This window comes from Vibrio sp. 10N.222.55.B11 (genome assembly GCF_041473705.1).
Taxonomy (GTDB): Bacteria; Pseudomonadota; Gammaproteobacteria; order Enterobacterales; family Vibrionaceae; genus Vibrio; species Vibrio crassostreae_C.
On record NZ_JBFRST010000015.1, the window covers coordinates 44,290 to 59,458 of the forward strand.

Here is a 15,169-nt window from a genome sequence, read left to right on the forward strand (position 1 = left end):
AGTTAGTCTTTTCCAACATGAAGGATTGCAAGGAAAGCTTCTTGAGGCAGTTCAACGTTACCGATCTGCTTCATACGCTTCTTACCTTCTTTTTGTTTCTTAAGAAGTTTCTTCTTACGACTGATATCACCACCATAACATTTTGCGATTACGTTCTTACGCAGTTGTTTCACTGTAGAACGAGCAATGATGTGGTTACCAATCGCTGCTTGAATCGCGATATCGAACATCTGACGAGGGATGAATTCTTTCATCTTCTCTACCAGTAGACGACCACGAGACTGGGCAATATCTTTATGCGTAATGATCGCTAATGCATCAACGGTTTCGCCATTCAGCAGTACGTCTACACGTACCATGTTTGATGGCTCGTAACGTTGGAAGTTGTAATCCAATGATGCATAGCCGCGAGACGTTGACTTCAGACGGTCGAAGAAGTCTAGAACTACTTCTGCCATAGGAAGATCGTACGTCACAGCAACTTGGTTACCGTGGTAGACCATGTCTACTTGTACGCCACGCTTCTCAACACACAGTGTGATTACGTTACCTAGGTAATCCGAAGGTACCAGAATATTACAGCGTGCAATTGGCTCACGAATTTCTTCTAGGTCATTAACCGCTGGCAGTTTAGCCGGGCTATCAACGTAAAGAACCGTTTTATCTGTTTTTACAACTTCATACACTACTGTTGGAGCAGTTGTGATTAGGTCTAGGTCGTATTCACGCTCTAGACGCTCTTGGATGATCTCCATGTGAAGCATTCCTAAGAAGCCACAACGGAAACCAAAACCAAGTGCTGCTGAACTTTCTGGTTCAAAGAACAGTGATGCATCGTTCAGGCTTAATTTGCCTAACGCGTCACGGAAGTTTTCGTAGTCATCAGATGATACAGGGAATAGACCAGCGTATACCTGAGGCTTCACTTTTTGGAAACCAGGTAGACGTTCAGTGCTGCCGCCTTTTGCAAGCGTCAACGTATCACCAACCGGTGCACCTAGGATGTCTTTAATACCACAAACAACCCAACCTACTTCGCCAGTATTTAGCTCTGTAGTATCGATTTGCTTAGGCGTGAAGATACCTAGACGGTCAACACCCCATACTTGGTCTGTCGACATTACTTTGATCTTATCGTTCTTCTTCAGCTTACCGTTTTTGATACGAACCAAAGAAACTACGCCAAGGTAGTTATCGAACCAAGAGTCAATGATCAACGCTTGTAGAGGCGCTTCAGGATCACCTTCCGGTGGCGGGATTGCCGTCACGATGTTTTCTAGAACATCATCAACACCCAAACCTGTTTTCGCAGAACAGCGAGTCGCTTCCATCGCATCGATGCCAACGATCTCTTCGATTTCTTCAGCAACACGTTCTGGTTCAGCAGCTGGTAGGTCAATCTTGTTCAAGATTGGCACTACTTCCAGTTCCATTTCGATTGCTGTGTAACAGTTTGCTAGAGTTTGTGCTTCAACACCTTGGCCAGCATCCACTACAAGTAGTGCGCCTTCACAAGCCGCTAGAGAACGAGATACTTCGTAAGAGAAGTCTACGTGTCCAGGAGTGTCGATAAAGTTAAGTTGGTAAGTTTCACCATCTTTAGCTTTGTAATCTAAAGTCACACTCTGCGCTTTAATTGTAATACCACGCTCGCGTTCTATATCCATAGAATCGAGGACTTGAGCTGCCATCTCACGTTCACTTAATCCTCCACAAACTTGGATTAAGCGGTCAGAAAGGGTCGACTTACCGTGGTCGATGTGGGCGATAATCGAAAAATTACGAATGTGCTTCATAGGCTTGGTGTGACTAAACTCTTTGAATAGGGATAATAAGAAAGCCGCGACGCGTCCAATCTACAGTCAGCATTGGTGGCGGCATTTCAATCAAGTTGGCAGATTCTACCCAATTTAAGGGCAAGAAGCATCATAAATTAGACGAGAGACTCACCTAGGATTCGAATCAAGACGACTTCTTGCTTGGATTTGTCTTCCATGGGTTTGGCTAACCGCTTCGCTAAGGCAATCCCACCAGCAGTAAACAGTGCTGCACTTAAGATAACAATGCCCTCGCCCCCCTGGAGTAAGGGTTGTAACAAGAGTTGCCCAAAACCAGCACCAATCATCAACATGAAAAGTGGGATGAGATAAACAATCGCCGCCGACTGAAGTAGGCTTTTTTCTGGAAAGCCAATTTCTACGATTTGTCCAGCTTTGACTAAGCTTTTGGTTTTAAGCTGCCAAAACAAAGATTTATTGCCAACAGCCTTGGTCACAATACCCGTACCGCAGTTTTTTTGAGAAGAACAGCTGCTACAACTGGTTTGTTGTTCGCAGCTCAATTGAACAAAGTATTGCTTACCTTTTTGTTCAACCGAGCTAACGGTCGCCAGCGCGGTCATCATTGCGCTTGTACCGATTTATTAAATGTAACTGACTGAGCAATACGTTTTGCAGTTGCCGGCGGAATGTCACCAACCACAGAGATCTCTTTATCGCCAATCACTAAGCTGTGCAAGGTTCTACGCCCTTGACGCACCAGCTGCCCTTTCAATGAATGCTCATCTTTTTCCGCGATATAAACCGAAAAGTTAAACAGTCCATCACTGAAAAGCTGACTTTCAACCATTTTATCGGTCGCAGCCATTTGATAGCGGCTAAGCTCTTTTGATTTAAACCCTTCAGGAATCCACGACGCTTGCCAGTTAGTTTCACTCACTAAGCCTTCCGGTAATGATAAAACTTTCGGCAATTGAGCTTGGCTCAAGCCACCCATAGCCTCAGCAATCTTATCGTTCACCACGTAAGAGATAGTGCGGTACTGTTCAAGCACTTCGCCATCACGATCCAAAAGGTCGGCACGCAAAGGAAGATTCGTTTTTTCGTCTACCCAAACCACGTAAGAGTAGCGAAGGCCATCTTTCGGCACGACACGTAGGACTTGAGTGGTGCTGCCCGCCTCACGAGAACGTCCAACTTTTACAAAGTCGTAGAACTGATTAAGAGATTCGATATCTCGATTAATCATTGGAATAACAGGTGCAACCATACTGCCAGACTGAATAGTAAAAGGCTCTGTTCCCGGTTCGATATAGCTAACTTCATTGCCACGTCGAATGACTTCACGAACAGGGCCACTCAGATAAACAAGGTGTGCAAGTTGTTGGTCGTCTTTAACTGCATGTCGATAAACCAGAGGTTCGATACTGCTCTTCTTTATCAATATGTAGGAGAGTTCGTAATTTAGATGCTGACTGGCCTCGTTCATTTGATGTAACAATGCCTTTGCAGTAGTTTCCTCTGCAAAGGCTGTTGGAGACATCAAGCTGAACAGTGTCAGTGCACTGACCAGGATTTTCTTCATTCAATGTCCGATTCTAGATGTGCATCTTGCATTGGCGATGCATCACTGTTTAATCTTAGTTGTAGCTCATAATCTTCTAGCATTGCATGAACGCGTTTACGCTGCTCTTGCAAGTTAGCTTCAGATGCAGGCTTTTCAACAGAGTCACGCGTTAAACTTACTGGTTCCGCAGAACCGGCAAATGGAATCGTCTGGAGTACAGGCAACTGCTCTGGTGCTGCAGGGTCGCTACCACCATATTGTTGAACACCTAATACAACGGCTAATGAAACACACGCTGCCACGGCAACTTGTCCAAACTGTTGTAACCACGCCGGAAGCTGACGCTTCGCTTGCTGAGGTTTAGGTTGCTCTTCAATTGGAGCAACAGTAGGTTCAACATTCACTTGGTGCAGGTTCGACATTGAACCATGTGCAGGCTCGTTCTCAAGCGCTGCCGCTACACTATTAGCAATGTTCCACTCTGGAGTTTCTGGCGAATCCCCACGCATAACATCACCAATTAAATGGTAACTCTGCCAAGTATCCATGCTTTCTTGATCAGATTCTAGATCTACAATGAGAGCTTTATCGATCGTTTCACCATCCATGAGTGCCGAAAGCTTTTCTTTATCAGCCATTATTTTCACCATAATTATTACAAGTTCTAGCGTTGCAAAAGAGGTTTGATTTTCTTTTCCACCGCTTCACGAGCTCGGAAAATACGCGAACGTACGGTTCCTACAGGGCAATCCATTACTTCTGCAATCTCTTCGTAGCTCAAACCTTCGAGCTCTCGCAACGTCATTGCAGTTTTTAAGTCTTCTGGTAGCGCTTCAATCGCTCCAAAAACAACTTGTTTCAATTCTTTAGACAGCGTTAAGTTCTCAGGGTTCGATATTTCTTTTAACGCGCTGCCTGTTTCGTAATATTCTGCATCTTCTGCATCTACATCGGTTGCTGGCGGCCTACGGCTTTGGGCAACGATATGATTTTTAGCGGTGTTCACGGCAATTCGGTATAACCATGTATAGAAGGCACTCTCGCCACGAAAGTTAGGTATCGCGCGGTAAGCTTTAATAAAAGCTTCTTGTGCTACATCAGGTACATCACCGGAATTATTCACGTATCGAGAGATAAGATTACAAACTTTGTTTTGATACTTAACCACTAGTAAGTTAAATGCCTGCTTATCTCCACTCTGAACTCGCTCAATCAACACTTGATCGGTTAGCTGCTCGTTCATTCGAGCGGGTACTCCTATTGTTATAACCCTCACCTTCACAGATATGGGTACTAATTATGCGAAATGTAGTATTGACACCACCGTCTACAAGAGCACTATTGTGACTAAGCCAAATACCGAAAGTTCCAACTTTCTTAAAATTATTTGCCATTATTGTTTCACAATGTGATGTAATAAAAATAGCTATCCCTATCAATTTGGGGAAACTTGAGCAAAAGCAATGGTATTGAGCAATTAAATATTTCTAGATAGCTGTCTATATATTGATTTTGCATAGCGTTTAAGGATGACTCTGGAGAGATTATAACAGTCTTAGCCAAACTCCTAAAACAAGACAAAGTCAATTGAGAGTGGACAACTCGACTATAGCCCGGGATTTAATAAGTTTTATGAACGCAAACCGTGAACATCAGTGTGATGTATTAGTGGTAGGAAGTGGTGCGGCAGGCTTGTCATTAGCCTTACGCGTAGCAGAACATGCAAAAGTAATTGTATTAAGCAAAGGACCACGCAGCGAAGGATCGACGTATTACGCACAAGGTGGTATCGCCGCGGTGTTCGATGAGTCGGACAGTATTGAGTCTCATGTAGAGGATACTCAAATCGCTGGGGCTGGGTTATGCGAAGAAGATACAGTTCAATTCATTGCTGAAAATGCGAAAGAGTGTGTGCAATGGCTGATTGATGGTGGTGTTCCATTTGATAAAGATGAGAACAGCACAGAAGGCCAACCAAAATATCACCTCACTCGTGAGGGTGGCCACAGTCACCGCAGAATTCTGCACGCTGCCGATGCAACTGGCATGGCGATGCAAACCTCACTACAAGATAACGTCAACAACCACCCAAATATCGAGATCTTCGAGCGCCACAATGCGCTGGATTTGATCACGGAAGATAAGATTGGTGGTTCAAAAGACAAGGTGATCGGTGCCTACATTTGGAACCGTAACCAAGAACATGTTGAAACCGTGCGCGCTAAGTTTGTTGTATTAGCAACAGGCGGCGCTTCAAAGGTTTACCAATACACCTCTAACCCAGATGTTTCTTCAGGTGATGGTATTGCTATCGCTTGGCGTGCGGGTTGTCGTGTGGCAAACCTTGAGTTCAACCAGTTCCACCCAACTTGTTTATTCCACCCAGAAGCGCGTAACTTCCTACTAACGGAAGCACTGCGTGGTGAAGGTGCTTACTTGCGTCGTCCAGATGGTTCTCGCTTTATGAAGGACTTCGATGAGCGCGGTGAACTGGCGCCACGTGATGTGGTTGCTCGTGCAATTGACTTCGAAATGAAGCGCTTAGGTGCCGACTGTATGTATGTTGATATCAGCCACAAGCCTGAAGAATTCATCACAGCGCACTTCCCGATGATCCATACTCGCTTGATGGACTTGGGCATCGACATGACCAAAGAGCCGATCCCTATCGTACCAGCCGCTCACTACACGTGTGGTGGTGTCATGGTGAATAAGCAGGGTCAAACCGACCTAACGAACTTGTATGCGATTGGCGAAGTGAGCTACACCGGCTTACACGGTGCAAACCGAATGGCTTCTAACTCACTGCTTGAGTGTGTGGTTTACGCATGGGCAGCAGCAAAAGATATCGTTGAGAACATCGACCAATCTCAACTGTGCGCTGAACTGCCAGCATGGGATGAAAGCCAGGTCACCAACAGTGATGAAGAAGTTATCATTCAACACAACTGGCACGAACTGCGCCTATTCATGTGGGATTACATGGGCATTGTTCGAACGGATAAACGACTAGAGCGAGCATTGCGTCGCATTCAGATGCTGCAACAAGAAACTCATGAGTACTACAGCTACTTCAAGGTTTCGAATAACCTATTAGAACTGCGTAACTTGCTACAAGTGGCAGAGCTAATGGTTCGTTGTGCAATGCAACGTAAAGAGAGCCGCGGCCTCCACTACACGTTGGATTACCCTGAACTTGCAGAAGACAGTGGCCCAACGATTCTGACGCCAGAGAAACGCCAATCATAATAATTGGTTAAACGTGCTTAGCGAATTAGCCGTCAACGGAAAATGATTAAACGAAAGGGAGCCGAGTGCTCCCTTTTCTTTTGTCTAACGCTTTCTTTTATCTAATACTTTCTTTCATCGAATAGTTTGGCTTCTCTAGCGCGCTCGTTGTAAGTTCGCCAGAAAATGGCGATATTCTCGCTCGCAACAGCTGTCCCGCCAAAGCAGTACCGAGTGCCCACATTCAAACTGCAATTTAACGAAGAACTGCGCCCAGATCTTATCAACGGACTTGAGTCGGTAAGTTCGGTCATTGAGTCGAATATCACCATCCTCTCTGTAATCAAAACGCCCATAGACACTATTTAGAATCACATGATTGTTTCTGAACAAGCGGATCATTAAAGCTAAGCAATAAAGGCTGGCGGCAAGTGGAATAGAAGACAGGACGATGAAAAACAAAAGGCACCCAAAAATAGTGCCTTTTGCAAATAATGCGGAATACGAAGGGTTAAGCTGAAGCTTAACGAACCTTGCTGAGGTTGTGTGCGACAATTTTATCAACCATTGATGCATGGCCTAGGTTTTCACTGCGTCCGTGTCCCATCACCCAAGTAAACAAATCTGGGTCATCACACTCTAATAGAGAAACAAACTCGCGCTGTTCCTGCTCTTGCAATGAATCAAAACACTCTTCGAAAAATGGCATGATGACTACATCAAGTTCTAACATGCCGCGACGGCAACCCCATTTAATTCGTGCTTTCTGCTCTGCAGTGTACATTGGCTATCCTCACCTATAATTTTTCTTTCTCGGAGTGTAACAAGTCATACGCCCTGTAACTACTATGTGAGTCACAGTCCCTATCTAAGCTCACAAAAAAACCTAGGCTGACAAAGAAACAGAACCGGATTAACATAGAGCCAAATAAAATTCTTAGGAAAGATAAAATGGATTGGAAAAACACATTTCAGCCACTCGCTCATACGCAAAATGAATCGCTTCCAGAACTGATGATGACACACGTGTCAGACTGGAGCGCAATCACCATGATAGGCGATGACAAAAAGTCGTACCTACAGGGTCAAGTAACGTGCGATGTCGTCACTCTTCCTAATGATGAATCCACGTTAGGCGCGCACTGTGATGCAAAAGGAAAGGTATGGAGCATCTTCCGCCTGTTCCATCACAATGGCGGTTACGCACTCATGCAGCCTAAATCTGCGATTGAAGTAGAGCTGGTCGAAATCAAAAAATACGCCGTGTTCTCTAAGGTTGATATCGAGCAAACGACAGATGTTGTTATCGGTGTGATGGGCGCGTCTGCGGATCAATATATTGATTCAATTTCAGAAGGCCAAGGTAACGTGCGTGCTATCTCTGGTGGCACAGCGGTTAAAGTCTCAGACAATCGCTGGGCTCTACTTGTGACAGAAGAAGCCGCTGAAGCCTTGGTATCAAACAGCGCTGCGGAGAAAGTATCAGAAACACTTTGGCAATATCATGAAATTCTTGATGCTCAGCCTAACCTATCGAAAGCAGAGCAAAACGAGCACATCCCTCAAGCGCTTAACCTGCAAGCGATTGGCGGTATCAGCTTTTCAAAAGGCTGTTACACAGGTCAAGAAACGGTTGCTCGTGCTAAGTACCGTGGCATGAACAAGCGTGAGATGCGCATTGTGTCGGGCACAACTGCGGACGTGCTGTCGTTAGAAAACCCTATTGAACTGGAACGTAGTGTGGGTGAGAACTGGCGTGGCGCAGGCCGACTATTAAACGTCTATCAATTTGCTGATAACCGAGCGATTGGTTTGATGGTACTGCCAAACAACCTTGATGACGATGTTCAGCTGCGACTGACCGCGCAGCCTGATCAAACATGGAATATCCTGCCACTGCCGTACAGCCTTGACGACGAGTAACCACGTGGAAACGCAGATTACACAATGGCTGGATCAACAGCAGGTGAATTATCGCCTGCTGATGCAAAGCAAGCCAACCACCAGCATTGAAGAAACTGCACAAGAGCGAGGCATCGACGCCTCTCAAATGGTGAAGTGCATCCTGCTCAAGGATATGGGCAACCAGTATGCGTTAGCCTGTACTGCTGGCGATCGCTCTGTCGACCCCAAGAAAGTACGCTCGGTACTGAATTGCCGTCGAATGACCTGCGTGTCGCTCGCTGATGTTGAAGCGATCACCGGTTTTAAAGTGGGTTGTGTTGGTCCGCTCGCTCTCAAGAGACACATGCCGATCATTTTTGATCCTTCCATTCAAAACAACTCGACCGTAACCATTAGCTCCGGCGACCGAATGGCTGGCGTTGCGCTGGATCTCAATGATCTTATGGCGCTATGTGCACCGACCGTCGCGGACATCAGTCGATGATCGTTTAGATCATGCTTCGCAAACTTCATTTTAATATTTCATTGAGTACATTTTTAGTGTGAACCTCGTCATAAGAAGAACACACCATTAATAAATAGTTACTCAAAATAAAAGCATAAGTAGTCACAAAGTTAAATTTGCGTTATTGTAAATTTACTGACTAGCTATTAAGCAAATCAGTGCAAGTGAATCCACTGAGTAACATCAGTATCCACTTTTGTGTAATGCATCTGTGACTATTCGCCCGTTTTAGACGGGCTTTTTTTTGTCCGAAATTTACAATTTGATTACACAAACAAAAAAATCCCGCCTATTCTTATACTTGTAACATTATCACTGCTTAATACTGAACAGAAAAGTTCACGGCAGTTCACTACTCAGTATTATTTTGGGGAGGAGCTCACGTAAAAATAGATATTTACTGAAGAAAGTGCTTAGAACAGCACAAATATCTAATTAACGTCAACGCTACTGCATATAACTCCATGCTTATCACAATTATTATCTCGGAGTTTTTCTATAATATGCAGGCTAGGTAAATATAAGGATAATTAAGAATGAGACTGTTTAAGCGCTATACACCGAGTATGATTGCTAAACATGTAAGTCGACTTTTCAAAGGACGAATCTACATTTACGGCGTAGGAAAATTTGAGTTTGATAACGGTAAGCTAGTGCTACCAGACCGAGCAGAAAAACGTCACTTTCAAACAGTGAAAGAAATAAATAGTGAAATCATGAAACTGCGCTGCGCGTACGCATGACCTGATTATCTACAGAATTAAAAACAAAAAGGGTTGGCATTATGCCAACCCTTTTTTCGTACCAATTTTCGTATCAATGATGATTCGATAAACCACCAGAACACTATGTCATTATCGATGAGTCACTGGACGCTTAGCTAAGTCAGGAAGATTGCCAGACAAACCCAGTGCGCGCTTCATGATCTCATCTTTCGCACCCGGTAATTGGCCCGCTAGCTTCATACCAATACCACGAATCAGCTTCTTAGCTGGGTTATCGCCTTCAAACAGATCTTTGAAGCCCTGCATTGAAGCAATCATTTTCGCCGCCTCTGCTTTTCTCCAGCGCTCGTAGCCGCGAAGATTACGCTTGGTGCCAATATCCTCACCCGCAGACCATAGCTTTAACAGCTCTTGCGCTAAGCTTGCTGCGTCTAATAAGCCAAGGTTCACACCCTGCCCTGCTAATGGGTGAATGGTATGAGCAGCATCACCAACCAAAGCCACACGCTCTACCGCAAAGTCACGCGCATAACGCATGCGCAGTGGGAAGGCAAAACGGTCACCAACCACTTCGCACAATCCAAGCTTCGAGTCGAACTCTGCCGTTAGCTGCTTATTAAAATCAACATCCGACATGGATACCAGCTTCTCGGCACGATTTGGTTCCGTAGACCAAACAATCGAGCTCATGTTGCTTGGTTGCATTGGTAGGAATGCCAATGGGCCTTGAGGCGTGAAGATTTGACGAGCAACGCTGTGGTGCGGCTCTGTGGTTTTGATGTTCGCGACAATCGCACTGTGTCCGTAATCCCAATGTGTTAATGGGATATCTTGCTGCTTACGAACCCAAGAGTTTGCGCCGTCTGCTCCAACAACTAACTTAGCTGTCAGTGCTTGACCATTGTCCAATGTTAACCAAGCTTCACTTTCACCAATCGCCATCGTTTTACACGTTGCGGGCATATACAGGCTGACGTTGTCTTGTTTCTTAACCTGATCAAGCAGCGCTAATTGAATCACACGGTTTTCAACGATATGACCAAGATTAGGCTGAGCCAAGCGTGTCGAGTCAAACTCAATACGAGCGAAACTGTCTTGTTCCCACACTTCCATCGCTTGATACGGTGCAGCGCGTCTTTGTTCGATACCTTGCCATGCACCTAGGTTACGAAGAATCACTTCACTAGAACGACTCAACGCGGATACACGCACATCAGGCAGCTCACTCAGCCCTTCACTAGGCGCTCTGCCTTCAATGACAGCGATTCTTAGGTCACTGTCTTTTAGGGCAGCAGCAAGCGCTAGGCCAACCATGCCACCACCAACAATCGCGATATCAACACTTTGCATCATTATTTATTACCTTATCTTTCTACTAGGCCAAGCGTATGACGCAAAAGTGGACCTTTAAGTGGTGGAAGGTTATCTATTACGGCTAACCCAAGATTACGCCCAATGCGAGCGGTCATATAATCGTTTGAGAACAGGTGAACTAGGCTTGAAGTCAACGTGATCGTTGCGTCTCGGTCTTGTTCTCTACGCTTTCTAAAGTTAACAAGACCACGGTAACGACCTACATCATCTAACTGGGTACACAACTCTTCTGCCAAGGAAGCCACATCTCGGATGCCTAGGTTAAAGCCTTGCCCCGCAATTGGGTGAAGCGTTTGAGCAGCATTACCAACAATGGCAAATCGATGAGAGATATTTTGCTGTCGGTGACGAAGAATCAGAGGGTAACTCGCGCGCTTGCCGACCTTCTCTAATCGGCCAAGTCGCCAGCCAAAGTCATTCTGCAATTGCTCAAGAAATTCATTGTCGTTTAGCGTCATCACTCTTTGTGCTTGCTCTGGTGTTAAACACCAAACCAGCGATAAACGGTTGTCACTCATCGGTAATAGAGCAACTGGCCCATGATGGGTAAAACGCTCAAATGCGCGACCTTGGTGAGGTTCACTCGCCACAATATTGGCAATCACAGCGACTTGCTCAAAGTCGTGCTCACTCAATGAGATATTGAGCTGTTGGCAACAGGTTGAGATTGCACCGTCAGCAGCAACCAGTAACTTAGTGGTTACTGTTTGCCCACTTGTCAGTTCAATCGTCGTCAACGCTTCTTCACGTTCAACTTTACTAACAGACTCAGGACAAAGCATGGTAATTGCCGCTTCTGATTCAAGTTTCTGCTGATAGATTCGACCCACATCTGCTAACTCGACCACGTAGCCAAGCGCATCTACAGCAAGCTCTTCACTGTAGATGTCTGTCATTCCGGCATGCCCGCGATCCGAAACATGGATATCTTTAATCGGGGTCGCGACCGGAGCGATAGATTGCCATAAGCGCAAAGAATCCAGGATCTGCACCGTGCCATAGGACAAAGCAATCGAACGAGAATCAAACCCAGGGTGAGCTTGATGATCAACCTGATAAGGCTCCACTACCGCAATCGACAGTGAACCTTGGCTTAGGTGATTCAAAGCAAGGGCTAAGGTTGCCCCTGCCATTGCGCCACCAGCAATTACAACATCATACTGAGCCATCATAACCTCAAACCGGCCAACGAATTAATGAATGGTAGGCGCCGCATCTTCAGATGGGCGAGCACCAAATTCAGCATGAATCGTTAGTGCACACGCTTTTACGTGCTCAATAACGTGCTCTAGAAGCTGCGCTTGCTCTTCCAGATCATCTTCTTCGTCAATGCCTAGCTTGGCCATCTCTTCTAGATCAGCTAATGCTTCTTTTGTACTGTCAGACGCTTTGTTCAATTGAGCGCCAACCAAGCCTAGACCAGAAATGAAATGGTTAATCCAATCAGACACACCATCAGCCAAGTCAAATAGGCTTGCGCTTGCGTCTTCGTCAGGCAGCAACATAGACAATTCCATACCCGAACCTGTGATTTCACTGGTCGTTACTTTCAGTGTCGCTTCCGCTAGCGTTAATGCGCGATCTGGCCAACCCATGCCTTCATTGGTGTAATCGAAGATCAGTGGTTGCCAGCTTTTATCTGCAAGGCTTAAGCCTCCGCTTAACATACCCGTTAATAAACCGTGCATCTCAGCAGGGGTTACGGCTAGACTTGCCGATTGAAGTTCAGTCGCAACCGTTAGGTAGTCAGGTAAAGTAGTTTCGCTCATCAGATAGCTCGCTCAGTTATTCTTTATATCGATAGTATAATCGTACCACTTCACCCCAATTCTGGTAAGCATCGATCCCCAGCAATTGAAGGATGACTGACTACCAATTGTTCAATTTGCTGAATTACTGTGTGCTCAAGCTCTCATTTACAAACAGTCACTCTGAAAAGCTTGAATCTTAATAGCGGTTTACCTATAGTTTCTCCCTCAGAGGAGATTGCTTCCTCATCGGTACTTGCACTTTTTCTTTCTCAAAAAATGGCGAAGGGCAACAGCCTTAAAATAGCGCGTTAAAGAGTTCATCCATCATGAGTAATCAAGCGGTAGACGTTGAAATATTAGGAAAACTGACTCGAGTGAATTGTCCACCAGGGCAAGAAGAGTCATTGATTGCAGCGGCGGCCGATCTTGATAATCGATTGAAAGAGATGGCTGAACGTACTAAGGTAACCAATGAAGTGAAGCTGCTGACTATCGCAGCTCTGAATATTTGCTACGAATTACAAACCAAGAAGTTTGAAGCAAATGATGAACAAAACGCACTGACCGAGCGAATGGAACAGCTCACGACATCACTTTCAGATGTCCTCAGTAAAGTTAAGCACGGACAGCAATAGCGTACACAAAATTTACCCTGGAGTGTTTGTCAGAGGATTCACGTCCCCGAGCCGATAAGCAATCCCTAAGGGTTAGTACTTGAGTGCTATTGAGCATGCTCGGCCCGACCGAGAAGCCTACGGTAATCATTGCTGATCCGCCTTGAACTCGCTGGTTCAAGGGCCATCTATTCTCAACGGCACTTTGGGGTATCCCTTCTTATGAAGACGCTCACACGCAGCGAATTTCGCAAACAGATCCGTATCAAACGCAATGCCTTATCTGGCGACCAACAAACTCAATCCGGTATCGACTTAGTTAAGCAGTGCATGCAGCTTGATGAAATTCAGTCTGCTCAGCATATTGCCCTCTATATCTCTATCGATGGCGAACTCGATACTCAGCCTTTAATCGAATGGTTATGGGCGCAAGGTAAGCAAACTTATTTACCAGTATTGCACCCCTTCTCTGCCGGGCACCTGCTGTTTTTACACTACTCGCCAACCACACCGACGGTCTTGAATAAGTACGGTATTGTCGAACCTCAGCTCAATCAAATGCTGGTTAAACCTTGTCAGCAACTCGACCTTATTCTTACGCCCCTTGTCGGCTTTGACTCCCATGGCCATCGTTTAGGTATGGGCGGCGGATATTACGATCGCACCTTGGCAAAGTGGTTCGAGACGAGCGAAGGTGCAGCTCCTATTGGTTTGGCTCATGATTGCCAACATGTTGATACGCTACCGATTGAAGAATGGGACATTCCGTTACCTAAAATCGTGACTCCGAGTAAAACTTGGCAATGGGAAAACAACCATTAAAGCGCTATAATCGCGCCGCAAACGTTAACTCAATATCTAAACGTTAACTTCATCATTACGCAAACGATCAATTCAAAGCGCAAGACCTTATTCAGGAGAATGGCATGACTCAAGATGAAATGAAAAAAGCAGCTGGCTGGGCAGCACTTCAATATGTTGAAGAAGGCAGCATTGTAGGTGTAGGTACTGGCTCTACAGTAAATCACTTCATCGACGCACTAGGCACAATGAAAGACAAAATCAAAGGTGCGGTTTCAAGCTCTGTTGCTTCAACGCAGCGACTAGAAGAGCTAGAGATCAAAGTGTATGAGTGTAACGATGTCGCTAAGCTAGACATCTATGTTGATGGCGCAGATGAAATCAACCCAACTCGCGATATGATCAAAGGCGGCGGCGCTGCTTTGACTCGTGAAAAAATCGTAGCGGCTATCTCTGATAAGTTTGTGTGTATTGTTGACGGTACTAAAGCAGTTGATGTGTTGGGTAAATTCCCACTGCCTGTTGAAGTAATCCCAATGGCACGTTCATACGTGGCACGTGAGTTGGTTAAGCTTGGTGGTGACCCAGTTTACCGCGAAGGCTGCACAACCGATAACGGCAACGTGATCCTAGATGTGTACGGCATGGCGATCGAAAACCCGAAACAACTAGAAGATATCATCAATGGTATAGCTGGTGTGGTGACGGTTGGTCTGTTCGCTCACCGTGGTGCTGATGTGGTTATCACCGGCACGCCTGAAGGTGCAAAAATCGAAGAATAAATAATAGAAGATTGAGTTTTTCTGTTACTTCATTACATACGGTGCCCTAGGGCGCCGTTTTTTTTGCTTTATTGCTGTAAAATTATGTCTTATTCCGTAATTTTCTTACCCAAAACATTTTTTTTTTGTTACTTTATTG

At 45.4% G+C, this 15,169-nt stretch carries 17 protein-coding genes and 1 other RNA gene; 8 read left to right on the forward strand and 10 right to left on the reverse strand.

What is annotated here, in order from left to right:
- Positions 1-2: 2 nt before the first annotated feature.
- The 5 genes from lepA to rpoE all read right to left on the reverse strand — a co-directional run bounded on the left by lepA (position 3) and on the right by rpoE (position 4,588).
- Positions 3-1,796: a translation elongation factor 4 gene (gene lepA / locus AB4503_RS06625; protein ID WP_017059045.1), complete on the reverse strand. Its 1,794-nt coding sequence runs from the start codon at positions 1,794-1,796 to the stop codon at positions 3-5.
- 137 nt (positions 1,797-1,933) lie between these two features.
- Complete coding sequence (locus AB4503_RS06630) at positions 1,934-2,404, reverse strand: SoxR reducing system RseC family protein (RefSeq protein ID WP_017059046.1); 471 nt, start codon at positions 2,402-2,404, stop codon at positions 1,934-1,936.
- Positions 2,401-3,363, reverse strand: coding sequence for a sigma-E factor regulatory protein RseB (rseB, locus tag AB4503_RS06635; RefSeq protein WP_372114044.1), 963 nt, complete (start codon positions 3,361-3,363; stop codon positions 2,401-2,403). Before rseB ends, AB4503_RS06630 begins: the two co-directional genes overlap by 4 nt.
- A complete protein-coding gene (locus AB4503_RS06640) occupies positions 3,360-3,983 on the reverse strand; it encodes an RseA family anti-sigma factor (protein WP_372114046.1) in 624 nt (207 codons plus the stop codon). The genes rseB and AB4503_RS06640 overlap by 4 nt, the downstream gene beginning before the upstream one ends.
- A 26-nt stretch (positions 3,984-4,009) precedes the next feature.
- Positions 4,010-4,588 (reverse strand): RNA polymerase sigma factor RpoE, encoded by a 579-nt coding sequence (rpoE, locus tag AB4503_RS06645; protein WP_008223963.1) that lies wholly within the window; start codon positions 4,586-4,588, stop codon positions 4,010-4,012.
- A gap of 389 nt (positions 4,589-4,977) precedes the next feature.
- Here rpoE and nadB point away from each other — a divergent pair, with 389 nt between their 5' ends.
- Positions 4,978-6,594 (forward strand): L-aspartate oxidase, encoded by a 1,617-nt coding sequence (gene nadB / locus AB4503_RS06650; RefSeq protein WP_017059049.1) that lies wholly within the window; start codon positions 4,978-4,980, stop codon positions 6,592-6,594.
- Positions 6,595-6,729: 135 nt separating this feature from the next.
- Here the strand turns inward: nadB and AB4503_RS06655 are convergent, their stop codons facing one another.
- Together AB4503_RS06655 and AB4503_RS06660 are read right to left on the reverse strand one after the other, a co-directional pair.
- Positions 6,730-7,149 carry a protein YgfX gene (locus AB4503_RS06655; protein WP_324295273.1) on the reverse strand — a complete coding sequence of 140 codons (420 nt, stop codon included), beginning with the start codon at positions 7,147-7,149 and terminating at the stop codon, positions 6,730-6,732.
- Positions 7,097-7,357: a succinate dehydrogenase assembly factor 2 gene (locus AB4503_RS06660; RefSeq protein WP_004735374.1), complete on the reverse strand. Its 261-nt coding sequence runs from the start codon at positions 7,355-7,357 to the stop codon at positions 7,097-7,099. Before AB4503_RS06660 ends, AB4503_RS06655 begins: the two co-directional genes overlap by 53 nt.
- Positions 7,358-7,524: 167 nt before the next feature.
- Here AB4503_RS06660 and ygfZ point away from each other — a divergent pair, with 167 nt between their 5' ends.
- The 3 genes from ygfZ to AB4503_RS06675 all read left to right on the forward strand — a co-directional run bounded on the left by ygfZ (position 7,525) and on the right by AB4503_RS06675 (position 9,726).
- Positions 7,525-8,496 (forward strand): tRNA-modifying protein YgfZ, encoded by a 972-nt coding sequence (gene ygfZ, locus AB4503_RS06665; RefSeq protein ID WP_017059051.1) that lies wholly within the window; start codon positions 7,525-7,527, stop codon positions 8,494-8,496.
- Between the two features lie 4 nt (positions 8,497-8,500).
- The gene (locus AB4503_RS06670; protein WP_029235114.1) at positions 8,501-8,962 is read left to right on the forward strand and encodes an aminoacyl-tRNA deacylase; all 462 of its coding nucleotides are present in this window, start codon (positions 8,501-8,503) and stop codon (positions 8,960-8,962) included.
- A 557-nt stretch (positions 8,963-9,519) separates the two neighbouring features.
- Positions 9,520-9,726 carry a DUF1107 domain-containing protein gene (locus AB4503_RS06675; RefSeq protein WP_009847660.1) on the forward strand — a complete coding sequence of 69 codons (207 nt, stop codon included), beginning with the start codon at positions 9,520-9,522 and terminating at the stop codon, positions 9,724-9,726.
- 111 nt (positions 9,727-9,837) lie between these two features.
- Here the strand turns inward: AB4503_RS06675 and AB4503_RS06680 are convergent, their stop codons facing one another.
- The 3 genes from AB4503_RS06680 to AB4503_RS06690 are packed head-to-tail and all read right to left on the reverse strand — an operon-like array spanning position 9,838 to position 12,851.
- Positions 9,838-11,061, reverse strand: coding sequence for an FAD-dependent 2-octaprenylphenol hydroxylase (locus tag AB4503_RS06680; RefSeq protein ID WP_102321427.1), 1,224 nt, complete (start codon positions 11,059-11,061; stop codon positions 9,838-9,840).
- A gap of 11 nt (positions 11,062-11,072) precedes the next feature.
- Complete coding sequence (ubiH, locus tag AB4503_RS06685) at positions 11,073-12,251, reverse strand: 2-octaprenyl-6-methoxyphenyl hydroxylase (protein ID WP_372114058.1); 1,179 nt, start codon at positions 12,249-12,251, stop codon at positions 11,073-11,075.
- A 24-nt stretch (positions 12,252-12,275) separates the two neighbouring features.
- Positions 12,276-12,851, reverse strand: a complete 576-nt coding sequence (locus AB4503_RS06690; RefSeq protein WP_017070457.1) for a YecA family protein — start codon at positions 12,849-12,851, stop codon at positions 12,276-12,278.
- Positions 12,852-13,159: 308 nt separating this feature from the next.
- Here AB4503_RS06690 and zapA point away from each other — a divergent pair, with 308 nt between their 5' ends.
- The 4 genes from zapA (at position 13,160) to rpiA (ending at position 15,030) form a co-directional block, all read left to right on the forward strand.
- Complete coding sequence (zapA, locus tag AB4503_RS06695) at positions 13,160-13,468, forward strand: cell division protein ZapA (protein ID WP_004735366.1); 309 nt, start codon at positions 13,160-13,162, stop codon at positions 13,466-13,468.
- Between the two features lie 11 nt (positions 13,469-13,479).
- Positions 13,480-13,663, forward strand: a non-coding RNA gene (ssrS, locus tag AB4503_RS06700) — 6S RNA.
- A 6-nt stretch (positions 13,664-13,669) separates the two neighbouring features.
- Complete coding sequence (locus tag AB4503_RS06705; RefSeq protein WP_372114048.1) at positions 13,670-14,269, forward strand: 5-formyltetrahydrofolate cyclo-ligase; 600 nt, start codon at positions 13,670-13,672, stop codon at positions 14,267-14,269.
- Positions 14,270-14,373: 104 nt separating this feature from the next.
- On the forward strand, positions 14,374-15,030 hold the full coding sequence (gene rpiA / locus AB4503_RS06710; protein ID WP_017059057.1) for a ribose-5-phosphate isomerase RpiA: 657 nt from the start codon (positions 14,374-14,376) through the stop codon (positions 15,028-15,030).
- The last annotated feature ends 139 nt before the right edge of the window (positions 15,031-15,169 follow it).

Bases quoted from the DNA above. Each gene is read 5' to 3' on its own strand.
- lepA (WP_017059045.1), bottom strand. From the start codon at position 1,796: ATGAAGCACATTCGTAATTTTTCGATTATCGCCCACATCGACCACGGT.
- AB4503_RS06640 (WP_372114046.1), bottom strand. From the start codon at position 3,983: ATGGCTGATAAAGAAAAGCTTTCGGCACTCATGGATGGTGAAACGATC.
- AB4503_RS06655 (WP_324295273.1), bottom strand. From the start codon at position 7,149: ATGCATCAATGGTTGATAAAATTGTCGCACACAACCTCAGCAAGGTTC.
- ygfZ (WP_017059051.1), top strand. From the start codon at position 7,525: ATGGATTGGAAAAACACATTTCAGCCACTCGCTCATACGCAAAATGAA.
- rseB (WP_372114044.1), bottom strand. From the start codon at position 3,363: ATGAAGAAAATCCTGGTCAGTGCACTGACACTGTTCAGCTTGATGTCT.
- nadB (WP_017059049.1), top strand. From the start codon at position 4,978: ATGAACGCAAACCGTGAACATCAGTGTGATGTATTAGTGGTAGGAAGT.
- AB4503_RS06690 (WP_017070457.1), bottom strand. From the start codon at position 12,851: ATGAGCGAAACTACTTTACCTGACTACCTAACGGTTGCGACTGAACTT.
- AB4503_RS06630 (WP_017059046.1), bottom strand. From the start codon at position 2,404: ATGATGACCGCGCTGGCGACCGTTAGCTCGGTTGAACAAAAAGGTAAG.
- AB4503_RS06705 (WP_372114048.1), top strand. From the start codon at position 13,670: ATGAAGACGCTCACACGCAGCGAATTTCGCAAACAGATCCGTATCAAA.
- rpiA (WP_017059057.1), top strand. From the start codon at position 14,374: ATGACTCAAGATGAAATGAAAAAAGCAGCTGGCTGGGCAGCACTTCAA.
- AB4503_RS06680 (WP_102321427.1), bottom strand. From the start codon at position 11,061: ATGATGCAAAGTGTTGATATCGCGATTGTTGGTGGTGGCATGGTTGGC.
- rpoE (WP_008223963.1), bottom strand. From the start codon at position 4,588: ATGAACGAGCAGCTAACCGATCAAGTGTTGATTGAGCGAGTTCAGAGT.
- zapA (WP_004735366.1), top strand. From the start codon at position 13,160: ATGAGTAATCAAGCGGTAGACGTTGAAATATTAGGAAAACTGACTCGA.
- AB4503_RS06675 (WP_009847660.1), top strand. From the start codon at position 9,520: ATGAGACTGTTTAAGCGCTATACACCGAGTATGATTGCTAAACATGTA.
- AB4503_RS06660 (WP_004735374.1), bottom strand. From the start codon at position 7,357: ATGTACACTGCAGAGCAGAAAGCACGAATTAAATGGGGTTGCCGTCGC.
- ubiH (WP_372114058.1), bottom strand. From the start codon at position 12,251: ATGGCTCAGTATGATGTTGTAATTGCTGGTGGCGCAATGGCAGGGGCA.